This window comes from Streptomyces sp. NPDC056061 (assembly GCF_042266885.1).
GTDB lineage: Bacteria > Actinomycetota > Actinomycetes > Streptomycetales > Streptomycetaceae > Streptomyces.
Genome location: NZ_JBHJWQ010000019.1, coordinates 65,964 through 88,823 on the forward strand (window position 1 = coordinate 65,964; position 22,860 = coordinate 88,823).

General features: G+C 69.6%; 20 protein-coding genes and 2 pseudogenes. 11 read left to right on the forward strand and 11 right to left on the reverse strand.

The annotated features are described in order from the left end of the window. Position 1 precedes the first annotated feature (1 nt). Together ACFC79_RS24935 and ACFC79_RS24940 are read right to left on the reverse strand one after the other, a co-directional pair. Positions 2-1,309, reverse strand: coding sequence for a hypothetical protein (locus ACFC79_RS24935; protein WP_376243821.1), 1,308 nt, complete (start codon positions 1,307-1,309; stop codon positions 2-4). A gap of 168 nt (positions 1,310-1,477) precedes the next feature. Continuing rightward, positions 1,478-1,876 (reverse strand): hypothetical protein, encoded by a 399-nt coding sequence (locus ACFC79_RS24940; protein ID WP_376243824.1) that lies wholly within the window; start codon positions 1,874-1,876, stop codon positions 1,478-1,480. A gap of 422 nt (positions 1,877-2,298) precedes the next feature. Here ACFC79_RS24940 and ACFC79_RS24945 point away from each other — a divergent pair, with 422 nt between their 5' ends. After that, on the forward strand, positions 2,299-2,790 hold the full coding sequence (locus tag ACFC79_RS24945; RefSeq protein WP_376243827.1) for a helix-turn-helix domain-containing protein: 492 nt from the start codon (positions 2,299-2,301) through the stop codon (positions 2,788-2,790). A gap of 587 nt (positions 2,791-3,377) precedes the next feature. After that, positions 3,378-3,515: a hypothetical protein gene (locus ACFC79_RS24950; protein ID WP_376243830.1), complete on the forward strand. Its 138-nt coding sequence runs from the start codon at positions 3,378-3,380 to the stop codon at positions 3,513-3,515. A gap of 122 nt (positions 3,516-3,637) precedes the next feature. Here ACFC79_RS24950 and ACFC79_RS24955 read toward each other — a convergent pair whose 3' ends face one another. Beyond that, entirely contained in the window at positions 3,638-3,994 is a 357-nt protein-coding gene (locus ACFC79_RS24955) for a hypothetical protein (protein ID WP_376243833.1), read from the reverse strand. A 306-nt stretch (positions 3,995-4,300) separates the two neighbouring features. On the opposite strand from ACFC79_RS24955, the gene ACFC79_RS24960 reads away from it, so the two are divergent. The 3 genes from ACFC79_RS24960 (at position 4,301) to ACFC79_RS24970 (ending at position 7,188) form a co-directional block, all read left to right on the forward strand. Then, entirely contained in the window at positions 4,301-4,738 is a 438-nt protein-coding gene (locus tag ACFC79_RS24960) for a hypothetical protein (RefSeq protein WP_376243836.1), read from the forward strand. Positions 4,739-4,876: 138 nt separating this feature from the next. Then, positions 4,877-6,226, forward strand: a complete 1,350-nt coding sequence (locus tag ACFC79_RS24965; protein ID WP_376243839.1) for an integrase — start codon at positions 4,877-4,879, stop codon at positions 6,224-6,226. Then, complete coding sequence (locus tag ACFC79_RS24970; RefSeq protein WP_376243841.1) at positions 6,223-7,188, forward strand: pirin family protein; 966 nt, start codon at positions 6,223-6,225, stop codon at positions 7,186-7,188. The genes ACFC79_RS24965 and ACFC79_RS24970 overlap by 4 nt, the downstream gene beginning before the upstream one ends. A 182-nt stretch (positions 7,189-7,370) precedes the next feature. Here ACFC79_RS24970 and ACFC79_RS24975 read toward each other — a convergent pair. From ACFC79_RS24975 to ACFC79_RS24985, 3 genes and pseudogenes are all read right to left on the reverse strand, one after another. Continuing rightward, positions 7,371-8,183 (reverse strand): annotated as a pseudogene (locus ACFC79_RS24975) (hypothetical protein); the annotation flags it as partial. Then, the gene (locus ACFC79_RS24980) at positions 8,180-8,545 is read right to left on the reverse strand and encodes a 2-keto-4-pentenoate hydratase (protein ID WP_376244008.1); all 366 of its coding nucleotides are present in this window, start codon (positions 8,543-8,545) and stop codon (positions 8,180-8,182) included. The gene ACFC79_RS24980 and the pseudogene ACFC79_RS24975, both read right to left, overlap by 4 nt. A 28-nt stretch (positions 8,546-8,573) precedes the next feature. Next, positions 8,574-10,121: a bifunctional 3-(3-hydroxy-phenyl)propionate/3-hydroxycinnamic acid hydroxylase gene (locus tag ACFC79_RS24985; RefSeq protein ID WP_376243844.1), complete on the reverse strand. Its 1,548-nt coding sequence runs from the start codon at positions 10,119-10,121 to the stop codon at positions 8,574-8,576. Positions 10,122-10,386: 265 nt separating this feature from the next. Here ACFC79_RS24985 and ACFC79_RS24990 point away from each other — a divergent pair. The 4 genes and pseudogenes from ACFC79_RS24990 to ACFC79_RS25005 all read left to right on the forward strand — a co-directional run. After that, positions 10,387-11,202: pseudogene (locus ACFC79_RS24990) on the forward strand (cupin domain-containing protein); the annotation flags it as partial. A 2-nt stretch (positions 11,203-11,204) separates the two neighbouring features. After that, complete coding sequence (locus tag ACFC79_RS24995; RefSeq protein ID WP_376243847.1) at positions 11,205-12,029, forward strand: fumarylacetoacetate hydrolase family protein; 825 nt, start codon at positions 11,205-11,207, stop codon at positions 12,027-12,029. Then, positions 12,026-12,658: a maleylpyruvate isomerase N-terminal domain-containing protein gene (locus tag ACFC79_RS25000; protein ID WP_376243850.1), complete on the forward strand. Its 633-nt coding sequence runs from the start codon at positions 12,026-12,028 to the stop codon at positions 12,656-12,658. The genes ACFC79_RS24995 and ACFC79_RS25000 overlap by 4 nt, the downstream gene beginning before the upstream one ends. Positions 12,659-12,669: 11 nt before the next feature. Continuing rightward, on the forward strand, positions 12,670-13,944 hold the full coding sequence (locus ACFC79_RS25005; RefSeq protein ID WP_376243853.1) for an FAD-dependent oxidoreductase: 1,275 nt from the start codon (positions 12,670-12,672) through the stop codon (positions 13,942-13,944). Between the two features lie 318 nt (positions 13,945-14,262). Here the strand turns inward: ACFC79_RS25005 and ACFC79_RS25010 are convergent, their stop codons facing one another. From ACFC79_RS25010 to ACFC79_RS25030, 5 genes are all read right to left on the reverse strand, one after another. Further along, positions 14,263-14,817, reverse strand: a complete 555-nt coding sequence (locus ACFC79_RS25010; RefSeq protein ID WP_376243856.1) for a L,D-transpeptidase family protein — start codon at positions 14,815-14,817, stop codon at positions 14,263-14,265. A gap of 59 nt (positions 14,818-14,876) precedes the next feature. Next, positions 14,877-15,227 carry a hypothetical protein gene (locus tag ACFC79_RS25015; RefSeq protein WP_376243859.1) on the reverse strand — a complete coding sequence of 117 codons (351 nt, stop codon included), beginning with the start codon at positions 15,225-15,227 and terminating at the stop codon, positions 14,877-14,879. Positions 15,228-15,501: 274 nt separating this feature from the next. Continuing rightward, the gene (locus tag ACFC79_RS25020; protein WP_376243862.1) at positions 15,502-16,521 is read right to left on the reverse strand and encodes a peptidoglycan-binding protein; all 1,020 of its coding nucleotides are present in this window, start codon (positions 16,519-16,521) and stop codon (positions 15,502-15,504) included. A gap of 396 nt (positions 16,522-16,917) precedes the next feature. After that, entirely contained in the window at positions 16,918-17,331 is a 414-nt protein-coding gene (locus ACFC79_RS25025; protein ID WP_376243864.1) for a TIGR03618 family F420-dependent PPOX class oxidoreductase, read from the reverse strand. 178 nt (positions 17,332-17,509) lie between these two features. Then, a complete protein-coding gene (locus ACFC79_RS25030) occupies positions 17,510-20,368 on the reverse strand; it encodes an AAA family ATPase (protein WP_376243866.1) in 2,859 nt (952 codons plus the stop codon). Positions 20,369-20,649: 281 nt separating this feature from the next. Here ACFC79_RS25030 and ACFC79_RS25035 point away from each other — a divergent pair, with 281 nt between their 5' ends. After that, positions 20,650-21,648 carry an SDR family NAD(P)-dependent oxidoreductase gene (locus tag ACFC79_RS25035; protein ID WP_376243868.1) on the forward strand — a complete coding sequence of 333 codons (999 nt, stop codon included), beginning with the start codon at positions 20,650-20,652 and terminating at the stop codon, positions 21,646-21,648. Positions 21,649-21,658: 10 nt separating this feature from the next. Then, positions 21,659-22,855, forward strand: a complete 1,197-nt coding sequence (locus ACFC79_RS25040; protein ID WP_376243871.1) for a cytochrome P450 — start codon at positions 21,659-21,661, stop codon at positions 22,853-22,855. Positions 22,856-22,860 lie beyond the last annotated feature (5 nt).

Consider the following 22,860-nt stretch of genomic DNA (forward strand, 5'->3'; position numbering starts at 1 on the left):
CTCAGTAGAGCGTCGTCAACACCTCCGAGCCGTCGTGGACGGAGCTGTTGGACTGCACGTCGCGCAGCTTCACGTCGAGGCGGAGAAGCTCAAGGAGCAGTTCTGACTGGTACTCCGACTTGTTCTTGGCGTAGGCCTGATAGGCCTGCGACAGGTTGTTCATCACGTTCGTGAGAGGCCGCATCGTCACGTCGGAGGACTGGTAGTCACTCTTGAGATCCGAGCCGTCGGAGAGGATCCACTGCATGTTCGAGACCTGCTGGGCCGTGCCGTCAGAGCCCTCCTTGCGTTTCTTGGACAGGAACTCGACATAGCTCTGTCCGGAAGGGACGAGGTCGTCCAGGTAGCCGTCGTAGACGTTGCCTGCACGCCAGTTGAGGTCGAAGCCGCCGGGCACGGTGTGTTCGGTCTGCAGGGCCAGTGTCGGGACACCGTCGGGCGCCTCCGCTGCCGAGGTACCCGTGACCGAGTCACCGGCGATCGTCTCGGGCACCGACGGCGGACGCAGGAACAGTCCGTCGACCTTGGTCGTCTCCAGGTCGGAGGTGTACGCCTGGATCTGTGCCAGGTTCGCGCGCATCGCGATGAGCTTGCGGTCGAGTTCCTGGCGGGTTGCCTCTTCCTCCTCGTGGAGCACGATGTTGTAGTACGCCTGCGCCGGGTCGAAGGTCACCGCGTCCAGCGCCGGGATCGTCGTGGTCCCGGTCGCCCCGGGGTTGAAGAAGACCCGCCACTGGTCGTACTTGTCGAAGCTCGCGTCGCCGGCCAGTTCGTCGGCGCTGCCCTTGTTCTGCTCGTGCTCGTCGTAGGACAGCTCGGCGTTCGCCCGGACAGTCAGGTTGAGCACTTGCTTGCCGAAGGGCTTGTCCGCGTCGAGCAGGACTCCGACGTAGCCGGTCGATCCGAAGACGTAGACGGAGCCCTTGATGCCGCCGGTCTCCACCGCCTGGCTGTTGAGGTTCTTGTCCGAACCCAGTAGGAACGCCTGATAGTCCGCTGCGTTGTACGAGATCGATGCGTTGGCCGGGAAGTGCATCATCACCAGGGCCCTGCTGGCTTGCTTGTTGGTGTAGACCCCGTCGACATCACCCTTGAGCGAGGTCTTCGATGTGGTGAACTGCTGGGTGTACAGCGCCGTATGCGACAGTGCGTCGCTGCCAGCCTTCAAGGCCGAGGCCCCTGCCCCTCCGATCACCATTACGCCGGTGACCGCGAAGGCACTGAAGAACACTCCGAAGCGTTCGATCGCGTGGTGCGAGTCGAGTTTGAACTTTTTACCGAAGGCCAGTGCTTTGTCCTTGGTCCCCATGTCCGTCCGTTCCTTGTCCGCCCTGTTCCTGCTCCTGCCGCGGAGTCACGTCGTCCGCTGATGCCGTTCCGGGGGCGACGAACCGGGCCGGAAGAGGCCTTGCACCTCAACCGACCCGGTCGGAATACATCTCTGTTCCCGGTCGTGTGCCCGGCCTGTGGCGGCCTCTCAGCCGAAGACACCACTGGTCAGGACGTTGCTGATCGTCTGGACGACCACGGTGCCGCCGCCGAGGTCCTCGATGGTCTGTTGGCCGCCGGAGCCGATCTTGGCGACGAGCGTCCAGCCGCCGGTGCCGAGCGCGCCACCGACGAGGATGAGCAGCGCAATGGTTCCCCAGCTCGACTGATGTCCGGCCGTCTGCGGATTGGCCATCAGCTTCTTGATCAGGAGCACGCCGCCCCAGACCAGGCCGACAGCACCCAGCAGCATGAGCAGGAGCCCGCCCCAGAGCTGGATCTGGGTCTTCGCGTTCGACAGGAAACTGGTCAGGTCCCATGCTGCAGTCGGCAGCGATTCCTCTGCCTCTGTGAGCGCGAGGGCTGCTGCCTCGTTGACCTTCGTCATGGTTCTTTCCTCTCGCCTTTCGAGTCGCTCATGACATGACAGTGAGTCGCGAGGCGACAAACGCGGTCCACTCGCTTGAATAGAGGATCTAGTTGTCTATCTCCTGTGTATGCGAATGCATCACCAATCGCGTCTAATGCTTCATTGTCGGCTATCTATGAATGCTTCCTTGATGGGTAATCTACATCACTCGACTCACGAGTAGAGGGATGGATCGATAGGGTGAGTCATAGATGAGTCGAGAAAGCCTCATGGATGAGGTGAAAGCGCGTCCTGGTCCCACGCGTCCCAGTGGCACCCCAGGTATGTGGAATCCGCATGATGGACTGTGTAACGTGCACCCCCGGCACCGCTGTGCAGTCCGTGACACCCCGGATCGCGCCCCGGTCGCCGCCCGCCCTCGACCAGGAGCCCAGACCGCCATGAACCCCTTGCCTGGAGACCTCTTCGCCCGCCACCTGCGCCAGGAACGGGAGCGCCAGAACGTCAGCCAGGCCGAGCTGGCCCGGCGCATCGCCGGGATCCTCGGCACGAACGTCGACCCCTCGGCCGTCACCCGCATCGAACAGCAGACCCGAGCGGTCCGGCTCGACGAAGCCGTCGCGGCCGCCCAGGCGCTCGACGTGCCTCTGATCCTCCTGACCAGCGAAGACCCGGCCGGTGAGCGCGAGGCCCAGCTACAGCAGTACCGCGCCGAGCTCGCGCTGGCTCAGCGCGAGTGGGAGAAGAAAGGCCTTGAGATCCAGAGGCTCTCCCGGGCCATCCAGACCCTCACCGGGGACATGGACGCCCTCCCTGACGACACCCTGTCCCCGGTCTCACTCGACCCCCGGCTCCAAGAAGCCATCGACGCCCGGGTCCCCACAGAGAAGAAGCCCTTCGGCGGCGATCCCGTCACAAACCCAGACGCATGACGCTGTTGCGGGCCGCGGGATTCAACTCCCGGTCGCAGACGTTCACCGTCTCGGCCTACCGCCACCGGCCGGCCCGCATGATCTCCCCCGTACTCGCACCATTGCGCCGGGCCTGGATGACATGCCAGGCGCGCAGTGAATAGAAGCTGCAACCCATCGAGTTCATCCCCGCCCCGGACATCCGCGGCAGCAGCATGCTGTGCAACGCGTCACCGGTGACGCCCGGACCCCGTGGGTCCTTCCACTCCTCCGATTGCGGTTCGTCGCCCACAGCGGGGGCACGAACGAGACGAGCTCCGAGCTCGTGATGAGCCTCACGCCACCGTCGGCACCCCAGACGTGCCCGTACGCGAACAGCTGCGCCATCGTGCTCCGTCGGCGCTCCCGCGCATCGCCCCTCTCCGGGATCCGCACCAGTAAGCCCCACCAGTGCAGCGCGTACGGCACACAGGTCACCGGCGTCGAACCGTACCCGTCCGGAGGTGTCCCCTCATCACACCTGCTGGGTACCGAAATCTTCACCAGGGCCGACGAGCTCAACGCGTGCATCTCCCAGGTCCTCGAAGGGCTCGAGTAGGGTCCTGCCCATGGGTTACGACTGGGAGAACATCCTCGGGGCGAGCGGTGCCGGACTCGAAAAGACATACGACGCCGCCGTGTCCGCCGTCATCTATGACCAGGACCCCGGCGACGACGAACTGGCTCTCCCCTTTGGTGAAGAGTAGGCCGCGTCGGCCCGACCAGGGAGCGCGGACTGAAGCTCAGTCGGCAGAACCGAGCAGTCGGCCGGGCTGAGAGCGCTGCTCCTTGAGGAGGGAGCGGTCGCGAAACGTTCTCATGGGTCGCCTCAAGCGGCGGGTTTGAACCGTGTGCCGGACGGTTTAGTCGGGTCACTACCAGCAGGCTTACGCGCGCTGGCCTTGCGGCGGCGGGCCTTGGCCAGTTCCGACGGTCTGGCCCTCTCGCGATTCATCTCCTGTATCTCACGGCAGTCCTGAAGGCTGAACCACAGGAACTTGCCGAAGCGGTGGTGAGGGAAGCCGCTGTGGTTGGCCCCATCCCGGAGCCACCTCTCGCCACAGCCGATGGCGCGGGCCGCTTCCTCTGGAGCGAGCATCACTTCGCCCTGCTCAAGGGCCTTCTTGGCCGCGTCGACGATGGCCTCCCGATCGGCATGAGTGTGGTCGGTTTCCGAGTTGGTCATGGCACCTCCTCCGCTGAGGACTGTCCGGAAGCTTCGAGGGAACCCGGTTGCGACTGACTCTGCGGCCGAGCGTTCACGCACGATCCGGAACCACCGGCATCACCGTCGCACTCGGCTGGGAGTAGCCGGGCATGAAGGGAATGTACGTCATCTGACTCGCAGAAACTAGCAATCTCGCCGCTGGAGCTTGAAAGAAATCGCAAATTCCGCCGGTTCTTGCGTGTCTTGGCTGTCAGTGTGCTCGTGGCTCGACCTGGATCGTGAGGGTGCCTGGATGTTTCTGCGAGTTCCTGGGAGGGTGTGCCCATGCCCTCGCCTGCAGATGAGACCGCGCTCCAGAGGCTCGCCGACGTCGTCCAGCGACGCCGGGTTGAGCTCGACTTGAAGAAGATCGATGTCGCCAACGGTGCCGAGATCGCCATCAACACCTACGTGAAGATCGAAAGCGGCCAGTCCGTCCGCGACGTCACCTACGGGAAGATCGAGAGCGTGCTCGGGTGGGCGCCAGGTTCGTCCAAGGAGGTGCTACGAGGAGGCCAGCCGACCATTGCTGAACGCCTCACAGACGATGCCGTGGTCTCACCTCTCGCCAGCGCACAGCTGGAAGCCGACTTGGAACAGGCTGTCGTCAACGCCGCCATCGCTGTGACGGACAATCTCAGTGCCTCTGAGATCCGCAAGTTGAAGCACGCGGTGCTCGAGGAGTTGCGTCGGGCCGGTCACCTCCCCAAGGGCAGCCGCTGATGGACCGGTGCAGATCCCTGCTCTGGGGGAACGCGCCTTAGACTCCACCGCATTCGACCCCAACCCCTGACATGCCAGGCCATGGCAGGGCGAAGAACGCGCCTGCCGTGGCCATCGAGCCAGAGACCAGGAGGAATCGTGCCCTATATCGAATGGCGCGGCAATAAGTGCCGAGTCAAGTGGTGGGCTGGCGAGTACCTGCCCAACGGCCGCAAGAAGTATGAGTCGGAGTCCGGCTTCGATGATGAGGAAACGGCCCTCAATTACGGCCTCGACCGTGAACACGAAGTCCGTCATGGCACCGCCGTCAAGTCGAAGAATGGCAAGACCATCATGTCGGACTACTGCTGGGACTGGTTTGAAGCCCAGGACCTGAGGCCGTCGACAATGCGGTCCTACAAGGCCATCATCAACAGGAGGATCGAGCCTTATTGGGGGAGCCGGGCTGTCGGCGACATCACTGCATTCGAGTACGAAGGGTGGAGGAGAGCCCTGCGCAAGTCTGCCAAAAACGGAGAGATTTCGGACAAATACGTCATAGACATTCTCAAGGTCTTCGGCGTCATGATGGATGACTCAGTGACTCGCTACCACCTCCGCACGACGTCACCAGTCGTGAAAGAGAAACGAGGCCGCGGCAAGTACAAGAAGAAGATACGTGTGCCGAAGCGCCCCATGGAGATGATCATGCTCCATCGGCTCGCGGCCAACGCGTATCAGGTCTGGGGGTACACCGGCTGGACGTACATCTGGACCGCGGCGTTCACCGGTATGCGGCCGAAGGAGATATGGGGGCTGCAGCGATGCTTCGCCTCACCGAACTGGCCGGCCTCGGACCCGTTAGAGATGGACGACGTGAGACGTGAACCGGACCTGGACCGGTACACGAAGATGCCAGCGCTCCGGGTGCAATACCAGCACCAGTGGGTTGACGGAGAGCGGAAGTTGGTGGAGCCGAAATACGACTCGTGGCGGACGTTGGTGGTGCCGTCGTTTCTGCATGAGATGCACACAGCACTGCTGGCGTCGCATGATGCTCAGTGGGTTTTCAGGTCACACAGAGGGGGGCCGCTGCTCGGAACCCAGTTCGAGCAGACGTATTGGTATCCGATCCGGGACGGGAGCCCGGCACGCAAGGGGCGGTATGCGCGGCCGGAGATCCCTGCGGTGCCGGAAATGGCGACGAAGCGGATCTATCTCCTGAGGCACGGCCACAAGGAGTGGCTCGACGAGGATGGGCACCCGCGGGTGGCGGCCGAGACTCGTATGGGACACGAGCTCGGGGGAGTAGAAGGCGTGTACGCAAACGTGACACCGGCGATGGAATCACGGATCGCGGAGTCGCTGCAGGAGCGGTGGGAGAAGTTCGTGGGGAACAAGGGCGTATGGCTGCCGCCGTTTCCCAGTCCTCTCCCAGTTGATCACTCGATTCGCGTACCAGGCCAGGTCAGAGCGAGTGTCACCCTAGATGTAGATTCGTCGCCATGAGCAATCTCGATCGCCAGGCCGCACTCTCCGTCTGCGGAGGGCGGGGCTTCGTCGTCGCCGAGCCCGTACGTGAACTCCTCAGTCCCCGTCATGTCCGGTTGGGGGAGTCCACGCAGGTGCGCAGACTGCTGCCCAACCTGGGCCGTCGGATGGTGGGCGCGTGGGCCTTCGTCGATCACTATGGCCCCGACGACATCGCGGACGAGCCCGGGATGCAGGTACCGCCCCACCCCCACATGGGTCTGCAGACGGTCAGCTGGCTGCACGACGGCGAGGTCCTGCACCGGGACAGCCTCGGCAGTCTTCGGACGATCCGCCCCCGTGAGCTCGGACTGATGACGTCGGGCCGCGCCATCAGCCACTCGGAGGAGAGTCCGAAGCCGCACGCGCGGTTCCTGCACGGCGCCCAGCTCTGGGTCGCCCTGCCGGAAGCCCACCGCCATGTCGAGCCGCACTTCCAGCACCACGCCGGACTGCCGGCCGTCACCGCCCCCGGCATCGACGCCACCGTGATCCTCGGCGAACTCGACGGCGCGGTCTCGCCGGGGGCCACGTACACCCCGATCGTCGGCGCCGACCTGGCCCTGTCCGCCGGTGCCGAAGCCCGCCTGCCACTCGAACCGGACTTCGAGTACGCGGTACTCGCGATGTCGGGCCGGGCGGAGGTCGACGGCGTCCCCGTGCTGCCCGGTTCCATGCTCTACCTGGGCTGCGGACGAAGCGCACTGCCCCTGCGCGCGGACACCGACGCGGGCCTCATGCTCCTGGGCGGCGAGCCCTTCGAGGAGGAGATCGTCATGTGGTGGAACTTCATCGGGCGGTCCCACGAGGAGATCGAGGAGGCGCGGAAGAGCTGGATGGAGGGCTCGCGTTTCGGCGAGGTGCACGGCTACGACGGTGCGCGCCTGTCGGCTCCCGAACTCCCGCCGGTCTCCCTGAAGCCGCGGGGAAGGGTGCGCTGACCCGACCGCCGAGCCGCAGTGCATGGTGCGGGACTGCGCCGATGTCGTTCAGCCGTCCCGCTTCCAACCAGTCGCTTCTCGGCCCCGGGCGGCTCCGCCTCGGCCCGGCGGAGCCCGCCGGGGGCCCCGATCCGATCGTCTCCTGCCCGCTCAGCCCGCTGCGGGGCGGCCCGACAGGGGGTGAGGGCCACGTCGACGATCATGTCCTCCTGGCCGCCGACCAGGCCCCGTCGGCCGCACTCCAGCAGAATGGCGCGGACGTCGACGCCGTAGCGGTCGGAGGCGATCTCCGCGTGGTGCAGGAAGGAGGAATAGACGCCGGCGTAGCCCAGGGTGAAGCTTTCCCGGTCCACGCGGACCGGGCGGTCCTGGAGCGGGCGGACCAGGTCGTCGGCGGCGTCCTGCAACTGGAACAGGTCGCAACCGTGCTCGAGCCCGGAGAGGTTCGCCACCGCGATGAACGCCTCCAGCGGGCAGTTGCCCGCCCCGTGGCCCGCCAAAGAGGCGATCGAGGCGACGATCTCCGCGTAACGGACCGGAACCACCCGGGAGATCGCGGCCACCACCGGGATGGTGGCCTGGCCGCCGCAGGTGACCATGTTCACGTTCGGAGCGTCCAGGTGCTCCTCCAGGTTGACCGCCGGGACGACGTACGGGCCGATCGCCGCCGGGGTCAGGTCGATCAGTCGCTTGCCCAGCGGCGTCAGCTTCGGCGCGTTGGCCCGGTGGGCCCCCGCCGAGGTGGCATCGAAGACGATGCCGATCTCGTCGAAGCCCGGCAGTGCGATCAGCCCGTCCACGCCCTCGTGCGTGGTGGCCACGCCCGGGCGCCCGGCGCGCGCCAGACCGTCGGACGCCGGGTCGATGCCGACCATGGCGCCCATCTCCAGGTGCTGGGCGGTGCGCAGTACCTTGATCGTGAGATCGGTACCGATATTGCCCGAGCCGATGATCGCGACCTTGGTGCGTGACGCACCGTCTGCACGCGTTGTCACACTGTTCCTTCCCTGATGGCGGTGGTGACCGTGCCCAGCCCGCCGATCACCGCGGTGACCTGTGCGCCCGGTGCGAGCGGGCTCATCGGGCCGAGCGCGCCGGAGAGCACCACATGGCCGGCCCGCAGCGGATCGCCCAGGTCGCGTGCGGTGCGCGCCAGCCAGAGCACCGCGGCGATCGGGTCGCCCAGACAGTCCGCGCCGGTGCCCTCGGACACGGTCCGGCCGTCGACGGACATCTCCATCACGGCCGTCCGCGGTTCGAACTCGGCGAGGCTGCGGCGCTCCCGGCCGAGCACGAAGGCGCCCGCGGACGCGTTGTCGGCGACGGTGTCGGACAGGGTGATGTCCCAGCCCGCGATACGGCCTAGAAGGCAGGTGGACGAACGGTCAGGCCGGGACGGCGAGTCCGCTGGTGTCGGCGGCGGCCACGAAGCGGTCGGGGCGCAGGGCCACCGCGCGCACGCCGTACCGCCGCAGCCAGGGGCCGAGCACGCCGTCCAGGTCCACGAGTTCGTCGGGCCCCCGGGTGTAGGCGTTCTGCGGGCGGACCGCGCGGTAACGGGCACCGAGCGCGTCCCACTGCCGGCGCTCCTCCTCGGTCAGCAGCGTCGAGGGGTCGACATCGTCGCCCAGCAGCACGAAGGTGTCGCCGAGCAGTTCGTCCAGGGGCGCCATCCGGCCGACGGTGTCGCCGACCACCGGCTGCGGCACCATCCGGCCGACGATGCTGGCGTCGCCGAGCGGGCCGCGCAGCCAGCCGGCCTCCAGCACCGGCGGGGCGATCAGCGGCGGTTCGAAGGGGGTGACGAGTCCCTCGGGAGGCGGCGCGGACAGGGCGGCCCGCTCCTCGTCGGATATCTCCTGCTTGATCACCCGGCCGAGCTGAACCGCGAGCCCGGTGTAGAAGTCGGCGTTGGGACGGCGCTCGGCCTCATAGGTGTCGAGCCAGGAATCGGGCAGCTGCCCGGTCAGCACCCGGCCGAGTTTCCAGCCCAGGTTGTGCGCGTCGCGCATCCCGGTCTGCATTCCGGCGCCCGCCCACGGCGGCATCAGATGCGCGGCGTCGCCGGCCAGGAAGACCCGGCCGGAACGCCAGGTCTGCGCCGACCGCACGTGGTGCCGGTAGAAGGCGTGCTGGTGGATCTCGACGTCGTCCTCGCTCACCCCCAGCGCCTTGAGCAGGGGCCACACCTCGGCGCCGGTCGGGAAGTCGGCCTCGGTCTCGTGCGGCTTGAGCGGGATCTCCCAGCGGTGGTTGCCGGCCGACAGCGCGATGTCGACGACCGGCCGCTCCGCGTCCGTCCAGAAGGTGAGGAAGTTGCGGTCGGGCCACCAGCGCTTGACCCGGCAGTCGATGACCACCCAGGTGACCTCGCTGGTGTCGCCGAGCAACTGGATGCCCAGGTGCTGCCGGGACCTGCTGCTGCCGCCGTCCGCGGCGATCGCGTACCGGGTCCGGTACCGGCGGACCTCGCCGGTCGCCGTGTCGTTGGTGGTGACCGTGACCCCGGAGTCGTCCTGTTCGAGCTCGGTCACCTCGGCGCCGTAGCGCACCGAGATCAGGTCCCCCCGGTCCTGCGCGCAGGACCGCAGTTCGGCCTCCATGACCGGCTGGTAGATGTTGTAGAAGCGCGCCTTCGCCCCGAGCGCCGACGGCGGATGCTCGATGCGCATCACCTCGTCGCCGTCGTACGTCACCCAGCGCAGCGCACGTTGCGGGTCGATCACCTTCTCGACGCGTTCGCCGATGCCCAGGCTCTGGAAGATCCGCATGGTCCAGTCGTTGACCGTGACCGCCCGGGCCCGGGGATAGATCTCTTTGTCCCGTTCGAAGGCGATCACGCGCGCGCCCTGCTGGGCCAGGGTCAGAGCGCCGACGACGCCCGTGGGGCCGTAGCCGATGACGGCGACGTCCGCGTCGAAGTTTTGGGGCATGGCGGCCTCCCTGCCGGTCGTCCCAAAGTTTTGGACCGGTCGTTCAGTCCAATAGTGGGGACTGTCACACGGCGAAAAGTGCAGGTCAAGAGGGTGCATCACGGATTCCGCAGAGCAGAATCAGCAGCCGTAACGGCGTCTGCTGCCCAAGGGCTGTCCCGTGATCCCGCCAGGGGTTACGGGACAGCCCTCAGAATCCCGGCGAATGAGCGCAGGTATCGACCGGGGGAGCAACGGGAATGGCTGAGTGAGCGGCGCCATGCGAGCCGTCCAGTACCTCATGCCCGGCGAGGACGCCCCCGAGCACCGGCACACCCAGCACGCCTTCCGCTTCGTCGTCGAGGGCTCGGGCGTGTGGACGGTCGTCGGCGGCGACCCGGTGCCCATGAACCGCGGCGACTTCCTCCCGCAGGCAGGCTGGAACTGGCACGCCCACCACAACGCCGCCGCCGAGCCGATGGCCTGGATCGACGGCCTGGACATTCCCTTCCAGTACGCCACCGAGGCGCAGTTCTTCGACTTCGGCCGCGACGAGATCGGCGACGCCGAGCGGATCACCCCCAAGCGGTCGCGCTCCGAGCGCCTGTGGGGCCACCCCGGCCTGCGCCCGCTGTCGGCCGCCGCGCCCCCACCGGGCAGCCCGCTGCTGTCGTACAAGTGGGAACACACCAACGCCGCTCTTCGCGACCAGCTCCTGCTGGAGAAGGAGGGCTTCGGCCACGCCGCGGAGCCCGGCCACGCCGCGGTGCGCTACTGCAACCCGCACGACGGCTCCGACGTCCTGCCGACCATCCGAGCCGAGTTCCACCGCATCGCCCGCGGCGCCGAGACCGCGCCGGTGCGCGAGACCGGCTCGTCGGTGTACCAGGTCTTCGACGGCTCCGGTGTGGTGACCGTCGGAGACAGGTCCTGGACGGTGACCCGCGGCGACCTGTTCGTCGTCCCGTCCTGGGAGCCGTTCGCCGCCAGGTCCGAGGCCGGCGCGACCGACTCCGACGAGGGAGCCCTCGACCTCTTCCGTTTCTGCGACGCGCCCGTCTTCGAGGCGCTTCGGCTCAACCGCACCCAGAAGGACACCTGACCATGAAGCTCGCCACCATCCGCACCACCGACGGCACCAGGGCGGTCCGTCTCGACGGCGACCGCCTGGTCGACCTCGGCTACGCCGACCTGGGCGAGCTGTTCGCCGAGGCCGACTGGCAGGCCGCGGCAGCCGCCTCCGGCCCCACCCACCCCGTCGAGGGCATCGACTTCGCGCCGGTCGTGCCCAACCCCTCCAAGATCATCTGCGTCGGGCACAACTACACCAACCACATCAAGGAGATGGGCCGGGAGCTTCCGAGCCACCCGACCCTCTTCCCGGAGTTCGCCGACACCCTGATCGGTGCCGGCGACGACATCGCCAAGCCGGCCGAGACCGACACGCTCGACTGGGAGGTCGAGCTGGCCGTCGTGATCGGCAAGGCGGTGCGCCGCGCCGACGAGCAGCAGGCCGCCGACGCCATCGCCGGATTCACCGTCATGAACGACGTCTCGGCGCGCGACTGGCAGTTCCGCACCATCGAATGGACCCAGGGCAAGATCTGGGAGGCATCCACCCCGGTCGGCCCCTACGTCGTCACCCCCGACGAGGTCGGCGGCGTCCGGCCCTCGCTCCAGGTGAGGACGGTCGTCGACGGGCAGGTCATGCAGCAGGACGACACCGGCACGCTGTTGTTCGACCCGGTGTTCCTGGTGCAGTACATCTCCACCGTGATCACCCTGCGTCCCGGCGACATCATCGCCACCGGCACCCCGGCCGGTGTGGGCAACGCCCGAGACCCGAAGGTCTTCCTGCTCCCCGGCAACACCGTGGTCACCGAGATCTCCGGTCTGGGCGCCTGCACGAACACGGTGGTCGAGGCATGACTAACGCCGTTCGGACCGTCGCCGACGCGCGCGCGTGGGCCCGCACGGGCACGCGGCTGGTGCTCGACGCCGTCGCCGACCTCGACGAGGCAGGCTTCTCGGCCGACAACGTGCTGCCCGCGTGGACCCGCAAACACCTCGCCGCACACGTCGCCGCGAACGCAGAGGCCCTGTGCAACCTCGTGCACTGGGCGGCCACCGGCGAACAGACGCCGATGTACGCCTCCGCCGATGAGCGCGCCGCCGGAATCGCCAGGGGCCCCGCCCTGTCGGCCGACGAGCTGCGGTCCTGGCTGACCGCCTCCGCGCGCCGGCTCGCCGAGGGGCTCGACGCGCTCACCGACGAGCAGTGGCAGCACCGGGTCGTCACCGCCCGGGGCCGCACGGTCCCCGCGACCGAGCTGCCGTGGATGCGCGCCCGCGAAGTCTGCGTCCACGCCGTCGACTTCGGCACCGGCACCGCCTTCGCCGACCTGCCGGACGGCTTCCTGACCGCGCTGGTCGACGAGATCCGCGACAGGCGCGGACTCGCCGACCTGCCCGACGGGCCGCTGCCGGAGGTCGCAGCCTGGCTGTCCGGTCGCCCGCACCCGCTCGCCGACGCCCCCGAGCTCGGCCCGTGGCTCTGAGGAGTTGAGTCATGTCCCACCCCGATGTGATCATTGTCGGCGGCGGTATCGGCGGCCTCGGCGCAGCGTTCTCGCTGACCCGCCAGGGCCGGAGCGTCCGCCTGCTGGAGCGTGCCCCGGCCTTCGGCGAGATCGGCGCCGGCCTCCAGCTCGCCCCCAACTGCACCCGCATCCTCGACGACTACGGTCTTCTCGCGGAGGCCGAGCGCCTCGGCGTCGTCCCGGACGCCATGGTCATGCGCGACGCGGTCGGCGGCGACGAGCTGACCCGGCTCGACCTGCGGGACCTGGAGAAGCGCTACGGCTACCCGTACCTGGTCATCCACCGCAGCGACCTGCACGGCCTGCTCCTGCGCGCGTGCGAGCGGGCCGGCGTCGAGCTGATCACCGACGCGGAGGTGATCTCGTACGAGAACGCCGACGACGGTGCTCGCGTGACCCTCGCCTCGGGCGATCGGCACGAGGCCGGCGTCGTGGTCGCGGCCGACGGGCTGAACTCCCTCGCCCGCAAGCTGCTCGTCGACGACGAGCCCGTCTCCTCCGCGTACGTCGCCTACCGCGGCACCGTGCCTGCTGAGCTGCCGCGGGCGCAGTCCGTCGACCTCGGCGAGGTCGTCGTGCATGTCGGGCCCGCCTGCCACTTCGTGCATTACGGCCTGCGCGGGGGCGAGCTCGTCAACCAGGTCGCCGTCTTCGAGTCGCCCAAGGCGCCGGCCGGGCAGGAGGGCTGGGGCACACCCGACGAACTCGACGCCGCCTTCGCCGGGACCTGCGACTTCGTCCGGGACGGTCTGCCGTTCTTGTGGCGGGACAAGTGGTGGCGGATGTTCGACCGCGAGCGGATCAAGAACTGGGTCCACGGCCGGATCGCGCTGCTCGGCGACTCCGCGCACCCGCCGCTGCAGTACATCGCGCAGGGCGCGATCATGGCGATCGAGGACGGCTGGGTGCTGGGCGAGCACGTCGCCCGCAATCGGGCCGCCGACGGCACGGTCGACTGGGCCGCCGCCTTCGCCGCCTACGAGTCGGTCCGCCCGGAGCACTGCCGCCGCGTGGTGAACACCTCGCGCACGTGGGGCGAGCTGTGGCACCTCGGCGGCGTCGCCCGCGAGCAGCGCAACGCACTGCTGCGCGCCCGCGACACCTACGACTACTCGTTCGTCGACTGGCTGTACGGCCCGACCGCGCTGACACCGGACCAGGAGCCGCCCATGTTCACGCCGATCCCGCTGGCCTCGGCGGACGCCGAGGCCCCGGCGACGGCCGTGGAAGGCGGTGCGGCGTGAGCGGGGCCGGTGCCCCGCCGTCCGTACCCCGTTCGGCCGCTTCGACGGAATCCCCGCCGGGGCGCGCCCGACGATCTCGCCGCGACCTCGCTGACCGGGCCGCCGGACCGCCGGACCTTGCCGCGACGGGCGGCGCGGTCCGGCGGGTCCTCGCGCGCCCGGCCGGGGTCCGCAACGCGGGAGACATACGGCATCACGGGGCGGCCCCCACGCACCGCCTCGGTACGGCCCCGGTCCCGGATCGGGGTGCGGCGCCGGTGCACGAGACGGCCGGGGCCGGTGCGCCGACCCGGTCCGCCGGGGACGGCGGGACGGTTCTCAGTCGACCACACGCAGGTGCGTCGGCCAGCCGATCCGGTCCAGGAGCCGGAACATCTTCGCGATGTCCGTCGGGTTCAGCTTCACGCACCCGTTGGACCTGTAGTCGCTGTCCCCGTCCCAGCGGCGTGCCTCGGTCTTCCCCTGGCTGCCGTCACGGTTCATCTCGGAGTGGATGAACATCTCCGTGCGCGTGGCGGTCTTCGCGGAACACCGCATGTTCTCCAGCCAGATCGCGTGCCCCTTGATGAGACGCCCGTCGTAGTGACGGTCCTTGAGTTCGATCCGCCAGTTGCCGTTCGGCATCCAGCCCCGGCCGACGGCGCAGTCGTCCGCCTCCCCGAGGCCGGACCCGGCCCGGAACGTGGCCCGGAGAACCCCGCCCTTGTAGACGTCGAGCTTCGACCTGGTGTGGTTCTGCGGGTTCTTGTCGAACACCAGGGTCGTCGCTGCGGCAGCCGCCTGCGCCGGAGGGGTGACCGAGGGGAGAAGGACGGCGGTCATCAGCGCGGCTGCGGCCAGCGAACCGAGGACCAGCTGCTTGTTCCTGCTCATATGTGTTCCTCTCTCTGTTCTTCCTGCTGTTCTTCCTGCTTTCGGGCGAGCGGTCCGGTTCAGACGGTGGCCAGGCGGACTTCGGCCTTCTTCGTCCCGGCGAAGTCGAAGACGAACTGCTCGCGGACGCCCGAGCTGCACGCCTTCTTCGGGCGGTAGGTGCCCTCACCGCCGGTGACGCGGACGATGGCGCACCTGCCGTCCATGCGGGTGTCCTCGACCCAGCCGGACACCCGTACCCCCTTGGCGGTGCACTTCAGGCTCCATGCGGCCTCGGCGCCATCGGTCTTGGCCGCCTTGGACGCATTGCACGTGGCCGCGTGCGTCTGGCCGACGGCACCGGCCGCCAGGCCGCCGGCGAGCACGATCGTCGTCAGGACGGAGGTGAGGGTCTTGCGGGCAGCGGACATGGTGTACTCCTTCACGGGGAACGGACGGAACCGCGCCGGAACCGGGCCCCTGACGTATGCCTCCGACACGCTGCGGCGAGGGCGGGGCGTCCGGGACCGTCGGGCGCAGCACCAGACTGCCCCGGCGAACACGGCGGGAGGAGCCATGGCCCGCTGCCTGCACAGGCGCATGGATGCAGTGCTGATGCAGCGCCTTCGACCTGGGGTTATGCCGTCAGGCAGGACGGGCGCGGGCCGTGCACGCCGGTGGTGCCCGCTGCGGGCCGTGCCGGCCTCAGGTGCGCACGGTCGGGGAGGGGCCCGGGGACTTCTGGTACGGGGGCGTGTCGTCGGGGGCGCGTTGGAACACCAGCAGGGCCAGCCAGGTGCCCTCGTCCACCCGGCCCGTCGGGTGCAGACGGTGCGCGCGCTGGAAGGAGCGCACGTCGGCGGCGGTCGTCGCGGTGAACCTGCCCGACACCTCCGCGGCCCCCTGCTCCGTGTTGTTTACCAACTCCTGTGCCGCCTGCACCGCGAAGCCCTCGGCACCCAGCCCCACCTCCCGGACGAGGGCCGGCCAGGTGTCCTCGCCCACCTTGCCGTCGGGCGGGAGGTGGTTCCTGCGCTGGAAGTCCACCACGGCCGCATAGGTCTTGTCCCCGAAGATGCCGTCCGCCTCCAAGTCGTAGCCGTGCTGCTTCAGCAGGTTCTGCAGGGCGCGACCGCGGGTGAACTGGTCCTCGTGCCGTTTCCTCGTCAACAGAGGCCAGTCGAGCGGCCCGTCCGCCGCCGACGGGGCTGCGGCCGCGCTGTCGCCGTTCGCCGAATCCGGACGGCCGGGGGCGAACCATGGGCGGACGACAGCTCCGGCGAGGAAGGCCAGGACCACCGCCGCCACCGTGAGGAGCAGCGCCCACCGGGACCGGAGCGGAACCGCGCCTTCACGGTCCCGGGGGAGGCCGTCCGCGCTCCCCGGCCCGGCCGGCGGCGCCTCGTCGGTACCCGTGCGTTGACGCCGCTGTGCTTCCAGCGCGGCCTCGCACCACTCCCGTGCCCGCTCCAGCTCCTCCTGCGGGGCACGGAGCCGGGTGTGCAGTGCCTCCACGACCCGCAGCGGAGCCGTCGACGGGTGCTTCGGGTTCAAGTACCGCGAGAGCGTCGTCTGGTCGATACCCAGCCTCGATGCCAGCGCCTGCTGTGTCGGCCGGGAACCGTTCCCCGCGGCTCCGGCCCCCTCCCACCAGCCCCGGAGCAGCCCCGCCAGCAGCACCGCCGGCGGCGCCTCCTCCTCCCGGCTCACGCGCTCGTGCGCCATGCGTGTGTCCCTCCCGGCCGGGCACCCCCGTCGCCGAGCGGCATGACAGCAGGTCAGGAGTGCGCATCAACGGCATACACGGATGCATTGCCGATGGTCGCGCAGAGCGTAACGAAGCGGATGGCACGCCGGAGCACGCCGAGTGCCGTGCCGACCACCCGGTCCGGTGCCGCGAAGACGCCTCCGACCACCGGTGAGGACGCTCCCCGCCGCGCTCCTCGCTCCCCGCACGGGAACCGGTATTCACCCCAACGGGTAACCCCCGTCATGCCGCCCGGCCCGTCCCGCCGGAAGAACCCCGGGTGCGGGCGCCGAGCGCCGCGGACGGCCGCCTCGTCGGGATCGTGGCCCGGCCGGGGCGGCCCGGAGCACGTGGCACCCCGTCGGAGGGGAAGGTCACCAGCCCGACGGCTTGGCGGTGCCCATCGCGTGCGTGACCGTGATCTCGATGACGACCCTGTTCGGATTGACACGCGGCGGCTTGTAGCGCTGGGTGTATCGGCGCTCGGCCTCGGCGACGGACGCGGGGTCGTCCCTGACGACGGCCGGGCCCTCCAAGGTGCACCAGCGCCTGCCGTCGACCTGGCTCACGGCGGCCCGCGCCGCCTCCCCGGCGGCGCGGACGTTGCGGACCTTCTTGCTGGCGCCGTCGCTGATGACGCGGGCGATCCGGGTCCCGGGGTCGTAGGTGACACCGACCGGGACGAGGTGCTGGCTGCCGTCGGGCCGCGTCGTGGCGAGGAAACACACCCGGCGTTCCTGCCAGAAGCCGTCCTCGCCGCCGGACGGGGATGCGGGGTCGCTGCTCAACGTGTGTCTCCTCGGTGCGTACGGTGCTGCTGCGCCGGCCCGGTCGACTGCCGCGACGGGGCCGGTGCCCGTACTCCGACGTTACGCGAGCGGGCCGGTCGTCCGACGGCGGGGCCCGTGCCACCGGTCCGACGGCCCGGTGCCGGTCCGTCGCCGCAGGGACCGGTCGCCGGTCCCGTCAGCTGACCGCCTCCGGGTACGTCCCCCTCGCTTCCGCGAACCTGTCACGGATGAGCCGGCTCGGGAGCTCCGACCGGCGTTTGATGTGCAACTTCCGGTACACACGGGTGAGATGCTGCTCGACCGTACTCACCGTGACGTGCAGCTTGCGTGCGATCTCGCGGTTCGAGCTGCCCAGCGCGGCCAGCTCGGCGACACGGCGCTCGGCATCGGTGAGCGGTTCACCACTGGGCATGTCACGGATCAGGGGCGCGCGGGGCGTGGGTTCGGGCTCCGCACCCGCCTCCAACTCGCCGAGCAGCGGCACCGCACCGCACTCGCTCGCCCGGAACCGGGCCTGGTGCGCCACCATGTCGGCCTTGGAGTGGTCGCCGGAGAGGCGGTAGCTGTGGGCGAGCGCCACCAGGGTCCGCGCCAGTTCCAGCTGATTGCCGCCGGCGCCGAGACGGGTCGCCGACTCCCTCAGGAGCGCCAGCCGCTCGGCCCCCCGTGCCGCCCGCGCCAGGGCCCGCAGCGCGGTGCCCCGTACGGTCGGTGAGGTGCCGCCCGGCCGCTGATCCTGTTCGTGGATCAGCCGGCACGCCTCGTCCGTCTCACCCACCTCCAGCAGCGCGAAGGCGGCGTCACTGCGCCACGGCAGAAAGGCCGGGACGTCGAAACCCCATGCCGTGATCGTCTCCCCGCAGGCAAGGAAGGCGTCGAGCGCCGCATGGTGCCGCCCCGTTCCCAGGTAGTGGCGCCCACGGGCGTACTGGTGCATGACACCGAACCGGGTCCGTGCCACCCCGGACAGCCGTTGGCGCAGCAGGAGCGTCTGGGCCTCGTCGTGCCGTCCGGTGTCCGTGTACGCCTGGAGGAGGACCGCCACGGGAAGCCCGACCCCCACGCCCCACAGCTCCGGGGAGAGACCTTCGAGGGCCGACTCCGCCATCGCGAGCGCGGCCGGCGGATCGCCGCGCCGCATCGCCGTTTCGGAGCGTATCGCGGTCAGGATGGAGCGCCACCGCGGAATGCCGTTGTCCGCCGCGACCGCCTGGAGCCGTGCTCCCCACTGCTCGGCGAGGTCGTAGTGCTCGGAGTAGGTGAGTGCCTGGAGCACCGCGACCGCGGTCTCCAGGGAACGCTCGTCGGGCCGCACGGCCTCCAGGATCTGTCTGCCCCACTGGACCACGATCTCCTGCGGGCCCTCGGCGAGGACCAACTCCAGCAGCACGGCCCCGTGCTGGGGCCTGCTGCCGGTGAACGAGCGGACGGCGCCGTGGCGCTGCGCGCGTCGGCCATGGGAAGGGGTCCGGCCGACGGGCAGGGGCCATGGCGTCGACGGGTAGTAGACACGGAGGAACTGCCTCGTCTGCTCCAGTGCCGTCGTGGTCTCGGGGGCCGTTCCGGAACGGGTGTCCCCGACCCTCCGTATGACCTCGACGGCATCCTGCTCGCGCCCGTCCCGCAGCAGATGGCGGACGAGCGTGAGCGCGCACCGCCCGGTCAGGGAGCCATCGCGCACATAGCCGAGCAGGGTGTCGTTGTACCCGGCCTGTTCCGACGGATTGTCCCGGCCACTGGCATGCGCGAGATACGCCATGGTCCTCGCCCGGTCCCGGTCGGTGGGACTGACGCCGTGGGCGAGTTCCAGGCACCGCACGGCGGATCCCGCACGACCGGTCCGGAGCATCTCCTCGGCGGCATGGATCAGGGGCAGGCGCGCCCACGGCTCGGCCCGGCCGGCCGAGACCACGTGCTGGGCGACGGTCATGTCGGACGCGCCGCACTCGTACAGCACCCGTGCGGCGGCCAGCGACACCGCGCCCCGCTCGGTGAAGGAAGGGTCCTGGAGCACGGCGGTCCGTACCGCCGGATGCGTGAACCGGCCCTCGCGGACCACTCCCATGGTTTCGAGGGCCTCGACCACCGCCGCGCCCTCGCCCCGGTCGAGCCCGAGAACCCTGGTGATGTTGAGGCCGTGGGAGGCGCGTCCCAGGACGGCCGTGGCGCGGGCCGCGTCGAGGATCGCCGGGCCGCTGCGGTGCAACAGGGACAGCACGGTGCGGGCGTACGAATCGGCCGTCGTGGACCTCCCCGGGGCGCCCCGCACCGCTGTCGTGCCGTCCGGGTGCGGCCCGCCGGCCGTGTCGGGCGACCGCGCCATCAGCGCCCGCACGAACAGCGGATTGCCGCCGCTGACCCGGTGGATCCTCTCCGCGTGGCGCTCGGCGTCCCCGGGCGCGCCGCCCTCGGCGAGCATGCGCCGGACCCCCGCGAGCGACAGCATCGGCAGCGGGACGAGGTGCGCGTGCTGCGTGGCGAGCAGGTCGATCTCCGGCAACCGCTGTTCGGCGGGCACGGACGTGCGCTCGGCCACCACCACCAGGACACGTGTGTTCCGTACGGTGTGCATCAGCCGGTGCAGGAACCGGTACGAGGTCTCGTCGGCGTACTGCATGTCGTCGATGGCGATGAGCAGCGGACGGTGTGCCGACGCGTCACCGATGAGTGAGCACAGTTCCGCCGTCACCCACGTGGGAAGAGGCGCTCCGTCCGGGGCGGCGTCGCCCGGTGCCGCCGGGCCGGCGGCGAGCAGGGTGCCGAAGCCCACGCGGAGTCCGGTCGCGAGCCGGTGCGGGCCGGCGAACAGCTGACGCAGTGTCGCACCCGGAACATCGCGTTCCGCCGGGGTGCCGATGGCGCGGAGGACCACCGCCCCGCGCTCGGCCGCGTGCTCGGAGAACGCCGCGAGGAGTTCGCTTCTGCCGCAGCCGGGAGGACCGTGGAGCACCGCCAGGTTTCCCTCGTGGCGGAGTGCTGCGGAGAGGAGTTCTCCGAGCGTCTCCCACTGGCTGTCACGCTCGACCAGGTTCATGTGCCCCTCCCCGAGGCCTCGTGGCATCACGCGGTGGCCTGCGCCTTGGGAACTGTAGGTCATCCCCCCTCTTTCTGGGACCGATCTCGGCCACCGCCGGGACGACGCCCGCCGGGTAATTTCCCCGCACCCCCTCCGACCTGGCCATTCGCAGGTTTTCGAGGACCCCCTAGGGGTTGGTTAGGGGTGGTGGGGGGGTGGGCGGAGCCCATAGTTTCGCGGCGAATCGGGGCGCCCGTTCCGGATGAGGGTGCGGTGAGCCGTTGACAGGGGAGAGGGGTGTGTGGACGGTGCGAGACGTACGGTTCGACGACCGCGTGGTGGTGGTCACGGGGGCCGGAGGCGGCATCGGACGGGCCATGGCCCTGGCGTTCGCCCGCCGCGGCGCCCGGGTGGTGGTCAACGACCTCGGCGGGCCGCCGACCGGGGGCGACACACCCAGGGCCGAGCTGGCCCGGTCCGTCGTGCAGGAGATCCGGGACGCGGGGGGTGAGGCCGTCGCGTCCACCGACACCGTCGCCACGCCCGAGGGCGGCGAGGCGATCATCCACAAGGCGCTCGACACCTGGGGGAGGATCGACGCACTCGTCGCGAACGCGGCCATTCTGCGCGACAGCCTCTTCACCAGGATGCTGCCCGACGACTTCGACGACGTGATCGCCGTGAACCTGCGCGGGGCGTTCTGCGTCATGCAGCCGGCCTTCCGCGCCATGGCGGAGCAGGGGCAGGGCAACATCGTCGCCGTGACGTCCGCGGCCGGACTGTGCGGCTCCTACGGCGGTGCCAACTACTCCGCCTCCAAGGCCGGACTGGTGGGCCTCACCAAGGCCGTCGCCTGGGAGGGGCAGAAGTACGGGATCAAGGCCAACCTCCTGGCGCCCGGCGCCCTGGACACCCGGCAGTCCGAGGCGTTCAACGCCACCGGCGCCCTGCTTCCGGGCAGGCCGGCGCCGCACGTCGAACCCGGCGAGGAGATGAAGCTCCTCACCGCCGAGCGGGTCGCCCCGATGGCTCTCCTCCTGGCACATCCGAGCTGTCCGGTGACCGCCGAGACCTACGGTGCGGCCGGCGGCTGGTTCCACCGCTACTGGACCGCCCACAGCGAGGGATGGTCCGGGACGACGAAGCCCACCGCCGAGGACGTCGCCCAGCACTGGGAGGCGGTCCGCGGCAAGCAGTCCTCGGGCCACGAGATCACCGAGGAGACCTTCCGTTTCGCCCTGGGCGCGAACCAGCGCGGGCTCGCCCCACTGCTCGAACGGCAGCTGACGAACGACTGAAGGACGGGACATGGACATCAACATCGTGACACCCGAATCCGTACGCGACCCCTGGCCGTTGCTCGACCGGCTGCGCGAGGCCGGCCCCGTCGTCCGCAGCGAACCCATGGGCGGCGCGTGGCTGGTCTCCTCCTACGAGCACTGCCGGGAAGTCCTCATGGACCCCAAGCGGTTCTCGAACACCGTCTTCGCGTCGACCGACTTCGGACCGTGGTTCGAGGGAACCGACACCATGGTCCACACCGATCCGCCGGACCACACACGGCTGCGCTCGATGGTGCAGAAGGTGTTCACCTACCGTTCGGTGCAGCAACTGGAGCCGCGCATCGCGGAGATCGTGCGAGAACTCCTGGACGCACCGGAGTTCGTCGCGGGCATGGCCTCGGGCGAACCGGTGGACGTACTCGGCCGGTTCACCAGCGCCCTGCCCACGACCGTCATCTCCGAACTGCTCGGCATCCCCAGCAGCGACCGCAAACTCTTCTACCAGTGGGCCGAGGCCATGATGCGCTGCATCATGGCCGACCCGCGGCTGGTGCCGCAGGAGCACATCGACGCCGCGGTCACCAGCGGCCACGACATGCTCGCGTATCTACAGGAAGAGATCACCGCCCGGCGCCGGAACGGCACCACCGACGACCTGATCGGCCGGCTCGTGCAGCAGAACACGGACGGGGCGCTGTCGGACGACGAACTCGCCGCCACCTGCGTCACCCTGCTCGTCGCCGGATCCGACACGACGTCGTCCACGACCACGACCATGCTGTCGCTGTTCGCGAACCGCCCCGAGCAGCGACAGCGCGTCATCGAGGACCGCACGCTCCTGCCGACCGCCATCGAGGAGACCCTGCGCTTCGAACCGACGGCCCGGGTGAACTTCCGCAAGGTGCTCGGGGACGTCGAGCTCGCCGGGCAACGGCTCCGCGACGGAGACGTCGTCTGGGCACTCGTCATCGCGGCCAACCGCGATTCGGCCCGCTTCGAGGAGCCGGACCGGTACGACATCACCAGGAGCCCCAACCCTCACCTGACGTTCGGCCAGGGACCGCACCTGTGCCTGGGCGCCCAGCTCGCCCGGATGGAGATCCGGCACGCTGTCGACGCCTTCCTCGACCGCTGGCCGCGCTACGAAGTGGCCGAGCGGCTCCCCTCTCCCGCCTACGCCGCGCTGACCTGGGAAAAGTTCACCGTTGTCGGCGGGCGGTGACCCGA